Annotated in this window: 16 protein-coding genes; all 16 read right to left on the bottom strand. The window is 46.4% G+C overall.

What is annotated here, in order from left to right; genetic code table 11:
* Window positions 1-59: 59 nt before the first annotated feature.
* The 16 genes from rpsQ to rpoC all read right to left on the bottom strand — a co-directional run bounded on the left by rpsQ (window position 60) and on the right by rpoC (window position 14,127).
* Complete coding sequence (gene rpsQ / locus K0I62_RS00805) at window positions 60-308, bottom strand: 30S ribosomal protein S17 (protein ID WP_220062688.1); 249 nt, start codon at window positions 306-308, stop codon at window positions 60-62.
* Window positions 308-499, bottom strand: a complete 192-nt coding sequence (gene rpmC / locus K0I62_RS00800; protein WP_011863974.1) for a 50S ribosomal protein L29 — start codon at window positions 497-499, stop codon at window positions 308-310. The genes rpsQ and rpmC overlap by 1 nt, the downstream gene beginning before the upstream one ends.
* Window positions 499-909: a 50S ribosomal protein L16 gene (gene rplP / locus K0I62_RS00795; protein WP_028764677.1), complete on the bottom strand. Its 411-nt coding sequence runs from the start codon at window positions 907-909 to the stop codon at window positions 499-501. Before rplP ends, rpmC begins: the two co-directional genes overlap by 1 nt.
* Window positions 910-920: 11 nt before the next feature.
* Window positions 921-1,610, bottom strand: coding sequence for a 30S ribosomal protein S3 (rpsC, locus tag K0I62_RS00790; RefSeq protein WP_110456982.1), 690 nt, complete (start codon window positions 1,608-1,610; stop codon window positions 921-923).
* A 9-nt stretch (window positions 1,611-1,619) separates the two neighbouring features.
* A complete protein-coding gene (gene rplV, locus K0I62_RS00785; RefSeq protein WP_011863971.1) occupies window positions 1,620-1,952 on the bottom strand; it encodes a 50S ribosomal protein L22 in 333 nt (110 codons plus the stop codon).
* Window positions 1,953-1,967: 15 nt separating this feature from the next.
* Window positions 1,968-2,246, bottom strand: coding sequence for a 30S ribosomal protein S19 (rpsS, locus tag K0I62_RS00780; protein ID WP_006083596.1), 279 nt, complete (start codon window positions 2,244-2,246; stop codon window positions 1,968-1,970).
* 11 nt (window positions 2,247-2,257) lie between these two features.
* Window positions 2,258-3,085: a 50S ribosomal protein L2 gene (rplB, locus tag K0I62_RS00775; RefSeq protein WP_028764679.1), complete on the bottom strand. Its 828-nt coding sequence runs from the start codon at window positions 3,083-3,085 to the stop codon at window positions 2,258-2,260.
* A 16-nt stretch (window positions 3,086-3,101) separates the two neighbouring features.
* Window positions 3,102-3,401, bottom strand: coding sequence for a 50S ribosomal protein L23 (rplW, locus tag K0I62_RS00770; RefSeq protein WP_011863968.1), 300 nt, complete (start codon window positions 3,399-3,401; stop codon window positions 3,102-3,104).
* Window positions 3,398-4,003, bottom strand: a complete 606-nt coding sequence (gene rplD / locus K0I62_RS00765) for a 50S ribosomal protein L4 (RefSeq protein ID WP_220062687.1) — start codon at window positions 4,001-4,003, stop codon at window positions 3,398-3,400. The genes rplW and rplD overlap by 4 nt, the downstream gene beginning before the upstream one ends.
* Before the next feature lie 16 nt (window positions 4,004-4,019).
* The gene (gene rplC / locus K0I62_RS00760; RefSeq protein ID WP_220062686.1) at window positions 4,020-4,658 is read right to left on the bottom strand and encodes a 50S ribosomal protein L3; all 639 of its coding nucleotides are present in this window, start codon (window positions 4,656-4,658) and stop codon (window positions 4,020-4,022) included.
* 27 nt (window positions 4,659-4,685) lie between these two features.
* On the bottom strand, window positions 4,686-4,997 hold the full coding sequence (rpsJ, locus tag K0I62_RS00755) for a 30S ribosomal protein S10 (RefSeq protein ID WP_011070616.1): 312 nt from the start codon (window positions 4,995-4,997) through the stop codon (window positions 4,686-4,688).
* Between the two features lie 361 nt (window positions 4,998-5,358).
* Window positions 5,359-6,543: an elongation factor Tu gene (gene tuf, locus K0I62_RS00750; RefSeq protein ID WP_220069694.1), complete on the bottom strand. Its 1,185-nt coding sequence runs from the start codon at window positions 6,541-6,543 to the stop codon at window positions 5,359-5,361.
* 79 nt (window positions 6,544-6,622) lie between these two features.
* Window positions 6,623-8,719, bottom strand: coding sequence for an elongation factor G (fusA, locus tag K0I62_RS00745; protein ID WP_220069699.1), 2,097 nt, complete (start codon window positions 8,717-8,719; stop codon window positions 6,623-6,625).
* A 76-nt stretch (window positions 8,720-8,795) separates the two neighbouring features.
* Window positions 8,796-9,266, bottom strand: coding sequence for a 30S ribosomal protein S7 (gene rpsG / locus K0I62_RS00740; protein WP_220069698.1), 471 nt, complete (start codon window positions 9,264-9,266; stop codon window positions 8,796-8,798).
* 79 nt (window positions 9,267-9,345) lie between these two features.
* Window positions 9,346-9,720, bottom strand: a complete 375-nt coding sequence (rpsL, locus tag K0I62_RS00735) for a 30S ribosomal protein S12 (protein ID WP_069670836.1) — start codon at window positions 9,718-9,720, stop codon at window positions 9,346-9,348.
* Window positions 9,721-9,909: 189 nt separating this feature from the next.
* On the bottom strand, window positions 9,910-14,127 hold the full coding sequence (gene rpoC, locus K0I62_RS00730) for a DNA-directed RNA polymerase subunit beta' (RefSeq protein ID WP_220069697.1): 4,218 nt from the start codon (window positions 14,125-14,127) through the stop codon (window positions 9,910-9,912).
* Window positions 14,128-14,207 lie beyond the last annotated feature (80 nt).

Genomic DNA, 14,207 nt, shown 5'->3' with positions numbered 1-14,207 from the left:
AGTACTAAAAATAAAAACGGCTCCAATTGAAGGAGCCGCTTCGCTAAATACCTAATAAATTAGGCTTTTGTTACTACTTCAACCAGAGTCCAAGACTTAGTCTTAGATAGCGGGCGGCATTCGCGAATAGTCACGATATCGCCAGCATTACACTGATTTGTTTCGTCATGTGCATGGATCTTAGTAGTACGCTTGATAAACTTCCCATATAGAGGATGCTTAACCTTACGTTCAATAGCAACAGTGATAGACTTGTCCATCTTGTCGCTAAGTACTCGACCTTGCAAAGTACGGATTTTATCAGTCATTATGCACCCGCCTTAGAAGTAATAATGGTCTTAACGCGCGCAATATTACGACGCACGATTTTAAGCTGATGAGTCTGAGTCAACTGACCAGTGGCGTGTTGCATACGCAGATTAAACTGCTCACGCAGCAGACCAAGCAGTTCAGCGTTCAATTCTTCAACGCTCTTCTGTGTTAGTTCGCTCGCTTTCATTACATCACCGTCTTAGTTACGAAGGTAGTCTTAATTGGAAGCTTGGCAGCAGCTAAAGTAAACGCTTCACGCGCTAAAGCTTCAGGTACACCATTCATCTCGTAAAGAACCTTACCAGGTTGAATCTGGCAAACCCAGTATTCTACGTTACCCTTACCTTTACCCATACGCACTTCAAGAGGCTTAGAGGTAATTGGCTTGTCAGGGAAAACGCGGATCCAAATTTGACCTTGACGTTTAATGTGACGTGTCATCGCACGACGCGCAGATTCGATTTGACGAGCAGTAAGACGACCACGTCCAACAGCTTTCAGACCGAATTCACCGAAGCTAACTTCAGTGCCGTTCGCAAGACCACGGTTGCGGCCTTTGAACATTTTGCGAAACTTCATTCGTTTTGGTTGCAGCATTGCCAGCTCTCCTATTTACCGCGAGGCTTACGCTTCGGCTGCTGTTTCGGCTCTTCATGCGCAGGAACAACGCCATCTAGGACTTCACCTTTGAAGACCCAAACTTTAACGCCGATCACACCGTATTGAGTGTGACTTTCTGCAGTAGAGTAGTCGATATCAGCACGCAGAGTATGTAGAGGTACACGACCTTCACGATACCACTCCGAACGCGCAATCTCAGCACCGCCTAGACGGCCGCTCACTTCAACTTTGATACCTTTGGCACCAAGACGCATTGCATTTTGTACTGCGCGCTTCATAGCACGACGGAACATAACACGACGCTCTAGTTGTGAAGCGATGCCTTCGGCAACAAGCTTCGCATCTAGCTCAGGCTTACGGATCTCAGCGATGTTGATTTGAGCTGGAATACCAGTCAACTTGGCAACTTCGTTGCGCAACTTTTCAACGTCTTCGCCTTTCTTACCAATCACAACACCTGGACGGGCAGTGTGAATAGTAACGCGAACACTCTTCGCTGGACGCTCGATAACAATCTTAGAGACTGATGCTTGCTTAAGCTTCTTTTCTAGAAACTTACGCACTTCCCAGTCGCTGCTCAAGTTATTGGCATAATCTGATTTATCAGCGTACCAAGTCGAGATCCAAGGCTTAGTGATACCCAGACGGATACCATTAGGATGTACTTTCTGTCCCATTGCTAACTCCTAGCGATCTGATACAACCACAGTAATGTGGCTGGTACGCTTGATTATACGATCAGCACGGCCTTTAGCACGTGGCATGATACGCTTCATTGTTGGACCTTCGTCTACAAAGACTTTTCCAACTTTCAGCTCGTCAATGTCAGCACCTTCATTGTGCTCAGCATTAGCGATAGCAGAATCTAGTACTTTTTTAACAAGTACAGCTGCTTTCTTAGGGCTGAAAGTCAAAATTTCGAGAGCCTTAGCAACAGGCAGTCCACGGATTTGATCTGCAACCAAACGACACTTTTGAGGCGACGTACGGGCAAAACGATGTTTAGCTAAAACTTCCATCTTGAGTCTCCCGTATTAACGCTTCTTCGCTTTCTTATCAGCAGCATGGCCGCGATAAGTGCGAGTTGGTGAAAATTCACCAAGCTTGTGGCCGATCATTTCGTCAGTTACGAACACAGGTACGTGCTGACGACCATTATGGACAGCGATGGTCAACCCAATCATGTTAGGGATGATCATAGAGCGGCGAGACCAAGTCTTAATAGGCTTTTTGTCACCCGCTTCCATCGCTTTCTCTACCTTCTTCAGCAAGTGTAGGTCAATGAATGGACCTTTCTTGAGAGAACGTGGCATGGCGAATCCTCTTACTTTTTGTTACGACGACGTACAATGTACTTGTCGGTGCGTTTGTTACTACGGGTCTTATAACCCTTAGTTGGGACACCCCATGGAGAAACCGGATGACGGCCACCAGAAGTACGGCCTTCACCACCACCATGTGGATGGTCTACAGGGTTCATTGCAACACCACGAACTGTTGGGCGTACGCCTCTCCAGCGCTTAGCACCTGCTTTACCTAACTGGCGTAGCATATGCTCGGCATTACCAACTTCACCTAATGTCGCGCGGCAATCTACAGGTACTTTACGCATTTCGCCAGAGCGAAGACGTAGAGTAGCGTAAGCGCCATCACGAGCTACAACTTGTACATAAGTACCTGCTGAACGAGCGATCTGAGCACCTTTACCAGGCTTCATTTCAACTGCGTGTACAACACTACCTACTGGAATGTTGCGTAATGGCAAAGCGTTACCCGCTTTGATTTCTGCATCGATACCAGACTGGATTTTATCTCCAGCTTGCATGCCTTTAGCTGCAAGGATATAACGACGCTCACCATCAGCATACAAAACAAGTGCGATGTTAGCTGTGCGGTTTGGATCATATTCCAAACGCTCAACTTTTGCAGGGATACCATCTTTGTTGCGTTTGAAGTCAACAATACGGTAATGCTGCTTGTGTCCACCACCTACGTGACGAACAGTGATACGACCAGTGTTGTTACGGCCACCACTTTTAGACTTTTTCGCCAACAGGCCAGCAAAAGGTTTACCCTTGTGCAGATCGCTGTTTACCACTTTAACTACGTGGCGACGACCAGCAGAGGTTGGCTTACACTTAATAACTGCCATGATAATTCTCCTTTGCTTACTCAGCGCCGACGAAATCGATATCAGCACCAGCAGCTAAAGTTACATAGGCTTTTTTCCAATCGCTACGACGGCCAGTACGGGCACCGTGACGCTTAGTTTTACCTTTGTTAACCAAAGTGCGAACTGAATCTACTTCAACTTCGAACAACTTAGCTACTGCAGCTTTAACTTCAGCTTTAGTCGCATCGATAGCTACACGGAAAACGACCGTGTTGTTATTTTCAGCGCATACAGTACTCTTTTCAGAGATGTGTGGCGCTAGAATAACTTTTAGCAAACGTTCTTCGCTTATCATCCCAGCATCTCCTCGATTTGCTTAATAGCATCGGCAGTAACTAGTACTTTGTTGAACGCGATTAGGCTAACTGGATCAATACCAGCAACGTCACGAACGTCAACTTTGTATAGGTTGCGTGCAGCTAAGAACAAGTTCTCGTCAATTTCTGGAGTAACAATTAAAACGTCTTCCAGGTTCATTTCTGCCAATTTAGCTTTTAGCTCTTTAGTTTTAGGAGCTTCAACACCAAAAGACTCAACGACAACAAGGCGATCTTGACGTACTAATTCAGACAGAATGCTCTTAAGCGCTCCGCGGTACATCTTCTTGTTAACTTTTTGGCTGTGATCTTGGGTTTTAGCAGCGAATGTTACGCCACCGCCACGCCAGATTGGGCCTTTAACAGTACCAGCACGTGCACGGCCAGTACCTTTTTGGCGCCATGGCTTTTTGCCAGAGCCAGTTACTTCTGCGCGAGTCTTTTGAGCACGAGTGCCCTGACGCGCGTTTGCAGCGTATGCTACAACTACCTGATGAACCAGTGCTTCATTAAAGTCACGGCCGAAGGTAGTTTCGGAAACTTCAAGAGCACTCTGTGCGTCTTTCAATACCAATTCCATTACTATCTCCTCAGACCTAAGCTTTAACGGCAGGCTTGATGATCAGGTCGCCATTAGTAGCGCCTGGAACTGCACCCTTAACCAATAGCAAGTTACGTTCAACATCTACACGTACAACGTCTAGATTTTGAGTAGTAACGCGCTCGGCACCCATGTGGCCTGACATTTTCTTACCTTTGAAAACGCGACCAGGTGTTTGGTTTTGACCGATAGAACCGTTAGCTCTATGTGCCAAAGAGTTACCATGTGTTGCATCTTGGGTACGGAAATTCCAACGCTTAATACCGCCTTGGAAACCTTTACCTTTTGATTGACCAGTAACATCAACTTTCGCTACATCAGCGAAGATATCAACATTAAGCTCGGCACCAACTTCAATGCCTTCGCCTTCACCGTCTTCCAGACGAACTTCCCACAAACCACGACCGGCTTCTACGCCCGCCTTAGCAAAGTGACCAGCTTCTGGCTTAGTGATGCGATTAGCTTTTTTGGTACCAGTAGTTACTTGAAGTGCACGGTAACCGTCAGTTTCTAAAGTTTTCACTTGAGCAACACGGTTAGCTGCGATTTCAATTACTGTTACAGGTATTGACGCACCATCTTCAGTGAAGATGCGAGTCATACCTACTTTACGACCGATAAGACCGATAGCCATCTCTCAAACCTCTTCTAAGGATCTCAATTAACCTAAGCTAATTTGAACGTCAACACCTGCCGCAAGATCAAGACGCATAAGTGCATCTACAGTCTTTTCAGTCGGCTCTACGATGTCAACAAGACGCTTATGAGTACGAAGTTCGTACTGATCACGCGCATCTTTATTAACGTGTGGAGAGATCAAAACGGTATAACGCTCCTTGCGCGTTGGTAGTGGGATTGGACCACGTACCTGGGCGCCTGTGCGCTTAGCAGTTTCAACGATTTCCGCAGTAGACTGATCGATCAAACGATGATCAAATCCTTTTAAGCGGATACGGATTCTTTGGTTCTGCATTGACCAGAGCTCCTAAAATGGACACATAAAAAATCACCCTCTAGCTTCTTCCTTACTGGAAAAGCAGAGCGAGATGATTTAACCGTTCGACTCCAAATCGGAGTCGCTGTATTATTTTACGTCGGCTTCGAGAGCCGACAATCTTTCGCCTAATGGTTAAGGCGAGGGGGTATTATACTGATCTAATCTTAGAGATCAACCCCGTTGCACGAATTAGCATCACTTTGTCTGCTAACCATCTAAGTGGCGGTTATTATACTCATTGAGATCAGAAAAGCTAGCCTTAGTCATCACCCAAATTACAGGCAAAAAAAAGACAGCCTTAGCTGCCTTTTTCAGTGTCTGTTAAGACTCGCTGCGATTAAGCTACGATCTCTGCAACAACACCAGCACCAACTGTACGACCACCTTCACGGATCGCGAAGCGTAAACCTTCGTCCATCGCGATTGGGCAGATTAGTGTAACAGTCATAGCTACGTTATCACCAGGCATTACCATCTCTACGCCTTCTGGCAATTCGATAGTACCGGTTACGTCAGTTGTACGGAAGTAGAACTGTGGACGGTAGCCTTTGAAGAATGGAGTATGACGTCCACCTTCTTCTTTAGACAGAACATAGATTTCTGACTTGAAAGTTGTGTGTGGAGTGATTGAACCTGGCTTAGCCAATACTTGACCACGCTCAACTTCATCACGCTTAGTACCACGTAGTAGTACACCACAGTTCTCACCTGCACGACCTTCGTCAAGCAGTTTACGGAACATTTCAACACCAGTACAAGTAGTCTTAGTCGTATCTTTAATACCTACGATTTCTACTTCGTCACCTACGCGTACGATACCACGCTCAACACGACCAGTTACAACAGTACCACGGCCTGAAATTGAGAATACGTCTTCGATTGGCAGAATGAATGCACCGTCGATAGCACGCTCTGGCTCTGGGATGTAAGTGTCTAGTGCGTCAGCTAGTTCAATAATCTTAGCTTCCCACTCTGGCTCGCCTTCAAGTGCTTTAAGCGCAGAACCTTGGATAACTGGTAGGTCATCACCTGGGAAGTCATATTCAGATAGAAGTTCACGAACTTCCATTTCTACTAGCTCTAGAAGCTCTTCATCATCAACCATGTCACACTTGTTCATGAATACGATGATGAATGGTACGCCAACCTGACGTGAAAGCAGGATGTGCTCACGAGTTTGTGGCATTGGACCATCTGTAGAAGCTACTACTAGGATTGCGCCGTCCATCTGTGCAGCACCAGTGATCATGTTTTTAACATAATCCGCGTGACCTGGGCAGTCTACGTGTGCGTAGTGACGTGTTGGTGTGTCATATTCGATGTGAGAAGTATTAATGGTAATACCACGCTCACGCTCTTCTGGAGCGTTATCGATTTGAGCAAAGTTCTTAACTTCACCACCGTGAGTCTTAGCCAATACAGCTGAGATAGCTGCTGTTAGAGTTGTTTTACCATGGTCAACGTGACCGATGGTACCAACGTTAACATGGGGTTTACTACGTTCAAATTTTTCTTTAGCCACGATATATTCCTTTCTTTTCAGAAAATGCTCAGCGTTGCCGAGCAATAGCATTCAATATGAGTTATAGACTAATCTGCGCTTATCCGCGCGCATCTATAACGGATTTAGCAACATTCTGTGGTGCATCAGAGTACTTCAAAAACTCCATAGAGTATGAAGCACGGCCTTGAGTGGCACTACGTAAGTCTGTTGCGTAACCAAACATTTCAGATAAAGGTACTACAGCATGAACAAGTTTAACGCCGCCAATGCCGTCGTCCATTCCTTCAATCAAGCCGCGTCGTCTATTTAAGTCACCTACTACATCACCCATATAATCTTCAGGAGTGGTTACTTCGACCTTCATACAAGGTTCAAGCAACACAGGGTCGGCTTCGAGAGCGCCCTTCTTGAAGCCCATTGAGCCAGCGACTTTAAACGCCATCTCGTTTGAATCGACATCATGATATGAGCCATCAAACAAAGTGACTTTAACATCCAATACAGGGAAACCAGCGAGTACGCCATTTTTCATCTGTTCTTGGATACCTTTATCTACTGCAGGTATGTATTCTCTTGGAATAACACCACCAACAATCTCGTTGACAAATTCGTAACCAAAACCTTCTTCTTGAGGTTCTAGCTTTAACCACACATGACCGAATTGACCTCGACCACCTGATTGGCGTACGAACTTACCTTCAACTTCTACACTAGAGCGAATAGTCTCACGGTACGCTACTTGTGGCTTACCAACATTACACTCAACACTAAATTCACGACGCATACGGTCGACGATGATGTCTAAGTGTAACTCACCCATACCTGAAATCAGGGTTTGACCAGATTCTTCGTTGGTTTCAACGCGGAATGATGGATCTTCTGCCGCAAGCTTTTGCAGCGCAATCCCCATTTTATCTTGGTCAGCTTGAGATCTTGGTTCCACAGCGATCGTGATAACGGGCTCAGGAAACTCCATACGTTCGAGAATAACTTTATGGTCAATATCACAGAGCGTGTCACCCGTGGTGACATCTTTTAGACCAATAGCAGCTGCGATGTCACCAGCGCGAACCTCTTTGATCTCATTACGATCGTTTGCGTGCATCTGCACCATACGACCAATGCGCTCACGTTTCTGTTTGACCGAGTTATATACGCCAGAACCTGTTTCCAATACGCCAGAGTAAACACGCATAAAGGTTAGAGTTCCAACGAATGGGTCTGTTGCAATCTTAAATGCCAACGCAGAGAAAGGCGCGTTGTCGTCCGCAGGACGCTCAACTTCATTCTCTTTGTCGTCGACGCCCTTAATAGCAGGAACTTCGACTGGCGATGGTAAATAATCAACGACAGCATCGAGTACCGCTTGCACACCTTTGTTCTTAAACGCAGAACCACAGGTCGCTAACACGATCTCATTAGCTAGAGTACGTTTACGTAATGCAGCTTTAATCTCTTCTTCTGATAACTCGCCACCTTCTAGGTACTTGTCCATCAGTTCATCTGAGGCTTCTGCCGCACTCTCAACGAGATATTCACGCATTGAGCTAGCCTTATCGACTAGATCCGCAGGAATCTCTTCATAAGTGAAAGTCATACCCTGATCAGCGTCATTCCAATTAATGGCCTTCATCTTGATCAGATCGACTACACCGCTAAACTCTTCTTCTGCACCGATATTCATTTGAATCGGTACACAAGTCGCTCCCAGACGGTTACGTATCTGCTCCACGACACGGTCAAAGTCTGCACCTGCGCGGTCCATCTTGTTGACGAACACTAAGCGCGGCACATGATACTTGTCCGCTTGACGCCAGACAGTTTCTGACTGTGGTTCAACACCAGATGAACCACAGAAAACAACAACCGCGCCATCAAGAACACGTAGCGAACGTTCAACTTCAATCGTGAAGTCAACGTGGCCAGGAGTATCGATGATGTTGATACGGTGCTCAGTAAACTGTGCTTCCATACCGCGCCAGAATGTAGTGGTAGCGGCGGATGTGATAGTAATACCACGCTCCTGCTCCTGTTCCATCCAATCCATGGTGGCTGCGCCATCATGAACTTCACCGATCTTATGAGACATACCGGTATAGAACAGTACACGTTCTGTAGTTGTGGTTTTTCCTGCGTCAACGTGAGCACAGATACCGATATTACGGTAGCGCTCAATTGGAGTTGTACGAGCCACGATTTAAACCCTCTTTACTAAGGTAATCACCTTAGTCATGTAAAACATGGTGCAGGCAAAAGCCTGCACCAAAAGATTACCAGCGGTAATGAGCGAATGCTTTGTTCGCCTCTGCCATACGATGCACGTCTTCGCGCTTCTTAACAGCAGTTCCTTTATTTTCAGAAGCATCTAGCATTTCACCTGCTAGACGTAGAGCCATAGATTTTTCACCACGCTTACGCGCAGCTTCAACTAACCAGCGCATCGCTAGTGCGTTACGACGCACTGGACGAACTTCACATGGTACCTGGTAAGTAGAACCACCAACACGACGAGACTTAACCTCGACAGTTGGACGTACATTGTCCAGGGCTGCTTCAAGGATAACTAGGTGATCTTCGCTTTTCTTTTCAGCGACAACATCTAGTGCCTTGTAGATAATTTTTTCTGCAGTCGACTTTTTGCCGTCCTGCATAATGACGTTGATGAACTTAGCCAACAACTCACTATGAAATTTTGGATCTGGTAGGATTTTACGTTGTCCTACAACGCGACGTCTTGGCATAACAATTTCTCCGTATGCTTCAGGGACCCCAAAACTGGAATCTCAAATAATCTAGCTTGGCCTTACTTAACGGAAAACGTTAAGACTTAGGACGCTTAGCTCCGTACTTAGAACGTCCTTGACGACGCTCACTAACACCAGCACAGTCTAATGCGCCACGAACAGTGTGATAACGAACACCTGGTAAGTCTTTAACACGACCACCACGGATTAGAATCACGCTGTGCTCCTGCAGGTTATGGCCTTCACCACCGATGTACGAAGTTACTTCGAAACCGTTAGTTAGACGCACACGAGCTACTTTACGTAGTGCAGAGTTAGGTTTTTTTGGTGTGGTTGTGTATACGCGAGTACAAACACCACGTTTTTGTGGACACGCATTCAACGCTGGCACTGCAGTCTTGATGACTTTAGGCGAGCGAGGCTTACGTACCAACTGGTTTACAGTTGCCATGTATAGCTCCGAATCAGTTGATAAACTCAACAGTAAGGTGTGAAAAATCTATATCCCACAGGTGTGGGACGCGAAATTTTAGAAGTGTCTGCTGTTTCTGTCAAGAAATAGCCAACTTTTTACTCAATTAAAGTAAAAAAAGGCACCAAAAGGTGCCTTTTTTACAATCTATTTACGTTTAAGCGCTAATTATTCAGCACTACCCGCTAGATTTAGTAGATCTGCCAAGTTTTGCTCAGCTTCACTTGCACTAATAGTAGGTGCAGCTTCAGCCTGACCTTTCTTAGCGCCCGCTTGATTGCGTTTCTGGTGATACGCATAACCAGTACCAGCAGGGATCAAACGACCAACGATAACGTTCTCTTTTAGACCACGTAGCTTATCGCTCTTACCGCCAACGGCAGCTTCAGTCAATACGCGCGTAGTTTCCTGGAACGATGCCGCTGAGATAAATGACTCAGTCGCCAAAGACGCTTTAGTGATACCCAGTAGTTCACGTTCGAACTTAGCAGGAGCTTTGCCTTGTGCTTCAAGTTCGCGGTTAGCGATCTTAACGCGAGACACTTCCACTTGCTCACCAGGTAAGAAATCACTATCACCCGCTTCAGTGATCTCACACTTACGCAGCATCTGACGGATAATCACTTCGATATGCTTATCGTTAATTTTTACGCCCTGTAGACGGTAAACGTCTTGGACTTCGTTAACGATGTAGTTAGCCACCTTGTGAATACCACGTAGACGCAGAATGTCGTGTGCAGCTTCTGGGCCGTCAGCGATCACTTCACCACGTTCGACTTTTTCACCTTCGAACACGTTTAAGTTACGCCACTTAGGAATCATCTCTTCGTATGGCTTACCACCATCGTTAGGCGTGATCACCAGACGACGCTTACCTTTGGTTTCTTTACCAAACGAGATAGTACCTGAGTACTCAGCAAGAATTGCTGGCTCTTTTGGCTTACGCGCTTCGAACAAGTCAGCAACGCGTGGTAGACCACCGGTAATATCGCGAGTCTTAGACGATTCTTGTGGAATACGTGCTAAAGCGTCACCCACGTTAATTGGTGCATTATCGTCTTGGTTTACAATCGCCTTACCTGGCAAGAAGTATTGCGCAGGTACTTCAGTACCCGGGATCATCAAGTCGTTGCCATCAGCACCAACCAGACGAATCGCAGGACGCATCTCTTTACCAGCAGAAGGACGTTGACCAACATCTAATACGACGATTGAAGATAGACCCGTTAGTTCATCTGTTTGACGCGTCATAGTGACACCATCAATCATATCAACGAACTTGATGCTACCCGCAACTTCAGAGATGATTGGGTGAGTATGCGGATCCCAGTTAGCAATGATGTCACCAGCGTTAACTGTCGCATCTTCTAATTTTTCTAGGATCGTACCGTAAGGTACCTTGTAACGCTCTTTCTCACGGCCAAGCTCATCAATTACTGCAAGCTCAGATGAACGCGATACGATAACCAACTTGCCTTCGCTGTTTTTAACATATTTAGCGTTGTGCAGTTTAAGGTTACCCGCATTCTTAACTTGAACGTTGTTTTCAGCAGAAGCTCGAGATGCCGCACCACCAATGTGGAACGTACGCATCGTAAGCTGTGTACCTGGCTCACCAATTGACTGAGCAGCAACAACACCGATAGCTTCACCTTGGTTGATGATATGACCACGAGCCAAATCACGACCATAACAGGCAGCACACACACCAAAGTCCGTGTCACAGCTGATAACAGAACGCACAATCACTTCATCGATTGAATGCTCTTCTAAGGTGTCACACCATGCTTCATCAAGTAAGGTGTTACGAGGCGCAAGAACGTCTTCAGTACCAGGGTAATAAACGTCTTCTGCAACCACACGACCCAGTACGCGCTCACGTAACGGCTCAACAACATCACCACCTTCAATCAGCGGCTTCATGGTTAGACCTTCGTGCGTACCACAATCGTCTTCGATAACAACTAAATCTTGTGCAACGTCAACAAGACGACGAGTTAGGTAACCCGAGTTCGCTGTCTTAAGTGCCGTATCCGCTAGACCCTTACGCGCACCGTGAGTAGAGATAAAGTACTGTAGTACGTTTAGACCTTCACGGAAGTTCGCCGTAATTGGGGTTTCGATGATTGAGCCATCTGGCTTAGCCATCAGACCACGCATACCCGCTAGCTGACGAATCTGTGCAGCACTACCACGAGCGCCCGAGTCGGCCATCATGTAGATACTGTTAAACGATGCTTGAGTTTCTTCTTCGCCATCACGGTTAATCACTGTCTCAGTAGACAGGTTATCCATCATCGCTTTAGAAACTTTTTCGTTCGCGCTTGCCCAGATATCGATGACTTTGTTGTAACGCTCACCGGCAGTAACAAGACCCGACTGGAACTGTTCTTGAATCTCAAGTACTTCAGCTTCAGCATCTGCTACAAGCGTGTACTTCTCATCAGGAATAACCATATCGTTGATACCCACAGAGGCACCCGATACTGTCGCAAAGTGGAAACCGGTATACATCAATTGGTCAGCAAAGATAACGGTATCTTTAAGACCGAGTTGACGGTAACAAGTGTTCAATAGCTTAGAGATCTGCTTCTTACCCATGTTTTGGTTAACCAAATCATAAGATAAGCCTTTTGGCAGAATTTGAGATAATAGTGCGCGGCCCACAGTCGTATCTACGATACGACGGCTTTCGGTACGTTCGCCATCATCAGCAATAGTTGTCTCAGTAATACGAACCTTGACGCGAGCATGTAGTTCAGCGCAACCAGTGCGGTAAGCTTTTTCAACTTCGGCAACCGATTCGAACGCCATGCCTTCACCTTTACCGTTAATGCATTCACGGCTGGTGTAGTAAAGGCCCAATACAACGTCCTGTGACGGTGTGATCACCGGCTCACCGTTTGCAGGTGAAAGGATGTTGTTGGTCGACATCATGAGTGAACGTGCTTCTAGCTGCGCTTCAAGCGTTAGCGGCACGTGAACAGCCATTTGGTCACCATCGAAGTCGGCGTTGTATGCCGCACAAACGAGTGGATGTAGCTGAATCGCTTTACCTTCTATGAGGACAGGTTCGAACGCCTGGATACCTAGTCTATGCAGTGTTGGTGCACGGTTAAGCATCACTGGGTGTTCGCGGATCACGTCATCTAGCACGTCCCATACTTCTGGTACTTCACGCTCTACCATCTTCTTAGCAGCTTTGATGGTAGTAGCTAGGCCACGACCTTCTAACTTGCCATAGATGAATGGCTTAAATAGCTCGAGTGCCATCTTCTTAGGAAGACCACACTGGTGTAGACGCAGGGTAGGACCAACGGTAATTACCGAACGGCCTGAGTAGTCAACACGCTTACCTAGCAAGTTCTGACGGAAACGACCTTGCTTACCTTTGATCATATCGGCCAAAGATTTAAGCGGACGTTTGTTAGAGCCCGTAATCGCACGACCACGACGACCGTTATCTAATAGCGCATCAACAGACTCTTGCAACATACGCTTTTCGTTGCGCACGATGATGTCTGGAGCAGCTAGGTCTAATAGACGCTTTAGACGGTTGTTACGGTTGATCACACGACGGTATAAGTCGTTCAAATCAGACGTAGCAAAACGACCGCCATCTAGTGGAACTAGAGGACGTAGATCTGGTGGCAGAACCGGCAGTACTTTGAGGATCATCCACTCTGGCTTGTTGCCTGAAGTGAAGAAAGCTTCAATGAGCTTAAGACGCTTAGTGATCTTCTTACGACGAGTCTCAGAGTTGATTGATGGCAACTCTTCGCGCATCATCTCAATCTCTTTCTCAAGATCGATAGCACGTAGCAATTCTAGAACGGCTTCAGCACCCATCTTAGCTTCGAACTCATCACCGTACTCTTCGAGTGCGTCGAGGTAGTTTTCTTCAGTCAGCATTTGGCCGCGTTCAAGGCTGGTCATGCCAGGCTCGATCACAACAAATGATTCGAAGTAAAGTACACGTTCGATATCACGCAGAGTCATATCTAGCATCAAACCGATACGGGACGGTAATGATTTCAAGAACCAAATGTGTGCCACTGGGCTTGCTAGATCGATGTGACCCATACGCTCACGACGTACTTTAGTCTGGGTAACTTCTACGCCACACTTTTCACAGATCACGCCACGGTGCTTAAGACGCTTATACTTACCGCATAAACATTCGTAGTCTTTTACTGGACCAAAAATACGCGCACAGAACAAACCTTCACGTTCAGGTTTGAAAGTACGGTAGTTAATGGTTTCTGGCTTCTTAACTTCACCAAATGACCAAGAGCGGATCAGATCTGGCGACGCTAGGCCAATCTTGATCCCTTCAAATTCTTCAGTCTTGCTTTGCTGTTTCAGAAACTTTAATAAGTCTTTCACGTTTCTCTCCTGAAGGAGTTAAACCGGGTGCTCCGCTCGCGCAGAGCACCGTTTATTGCCAAACTTTGGCGTGCCTTAGT

Origin of the sequence: Shewanella psychrotolerans, assembly GCF_019457595.1 — a bacterium.
Lineage (GTDB): Bacteria > Pseudomonadota > Gammaproteobacteria > Enterobacterales > Shewanellaceae > Shewanella > Shewanella psychrotolerans.
This window is presented reverse-complemented; position numbering and strand designations above follow the sequence as displayed.

Coding starts and splice junctions, on each gene's coding strand:
- rpsQ (WP_220062688.1), bottom strand. CDS start 308: ATGACTGATAAAATCCGTACTTTGCAAGGTCGAGTACTTAGCGACAAG.
- rpmC (WP_011863974.1), bottom strand. CDS start 499: ATGAAAGCGAGCGAACTAACACAGAAGAGCGTTGAAGAATTGAACGCT.
- rplP (WP_028764677.1), bottom strand. CDS start 909: ATGCTGCAACCAAAACGAATGAAGTTTCGCAAAATGTTCAAAGGCCGC.
- rpsC (WP_110456982.1), bottom strand. CDS start 1,610: ATGGGACAGAAAGTACATCCTAATGGTATCCGTCTGGGTATCACTAAG.
- rplV (WP_011863971.1), bottom strand. CDS start 1,952: ATGGAAGTTTTAGCTAAACATCGTTTTGCCCGTACGTCGCCTCAAAAG.
- rpsS (WP_006083596.1), bottom strand. CDS start 2,246: ATGCCACGTTCTCTCAAGAAAGGTCCATTCATTGACCTACACTTGCTG.
- rplB (WP_028764679.1), bottom strand. CDS start 3,085: ATGGCAGTTATTAAGTGTAAGCCAACCTCTGCTGGTCGTCGCCACGTA.
- rplW (WP_011863968.1), bottom strand. CDS start 3,401: ATGATAAGCGAAGAACGTTTGCTAAAAGTTATTCTAGCGCCACACATC.
- rplD (WP_220062687.1), bottom strand. CDS start 4,003: ATGGAATTGGTATTGAAAGACGCACAGAGTGCTCTTGAAGTTTCCGAA.
- rplC (WP_220062686.1), bottom strand. CDS start 4,658: ATGGCTATCGGTCTTATCGGTCGTAAAGTAGGTATGACTCGCATCTTC.
- rpsJ (WP_011070616.1), bottom strand. CDS start 4,997: ATGCAGAACCAAAGAATCCGTATCCGCTTAAAAGGATTTGATCATCGT.
- rpsG (WP_220069698.1), bottom strand. CDS start 9,266: ATGCCAAGACGTCGCGTTGTAGGACAACGTAAAATCCTACCAGATCCA.
- rpsL (WP_069670836.1), bottom strand. CDS start 9,720: ATGGCAACTGTAAACCAGTTGGTACGTAAGCCTCGCTCGCCTAAAGTC.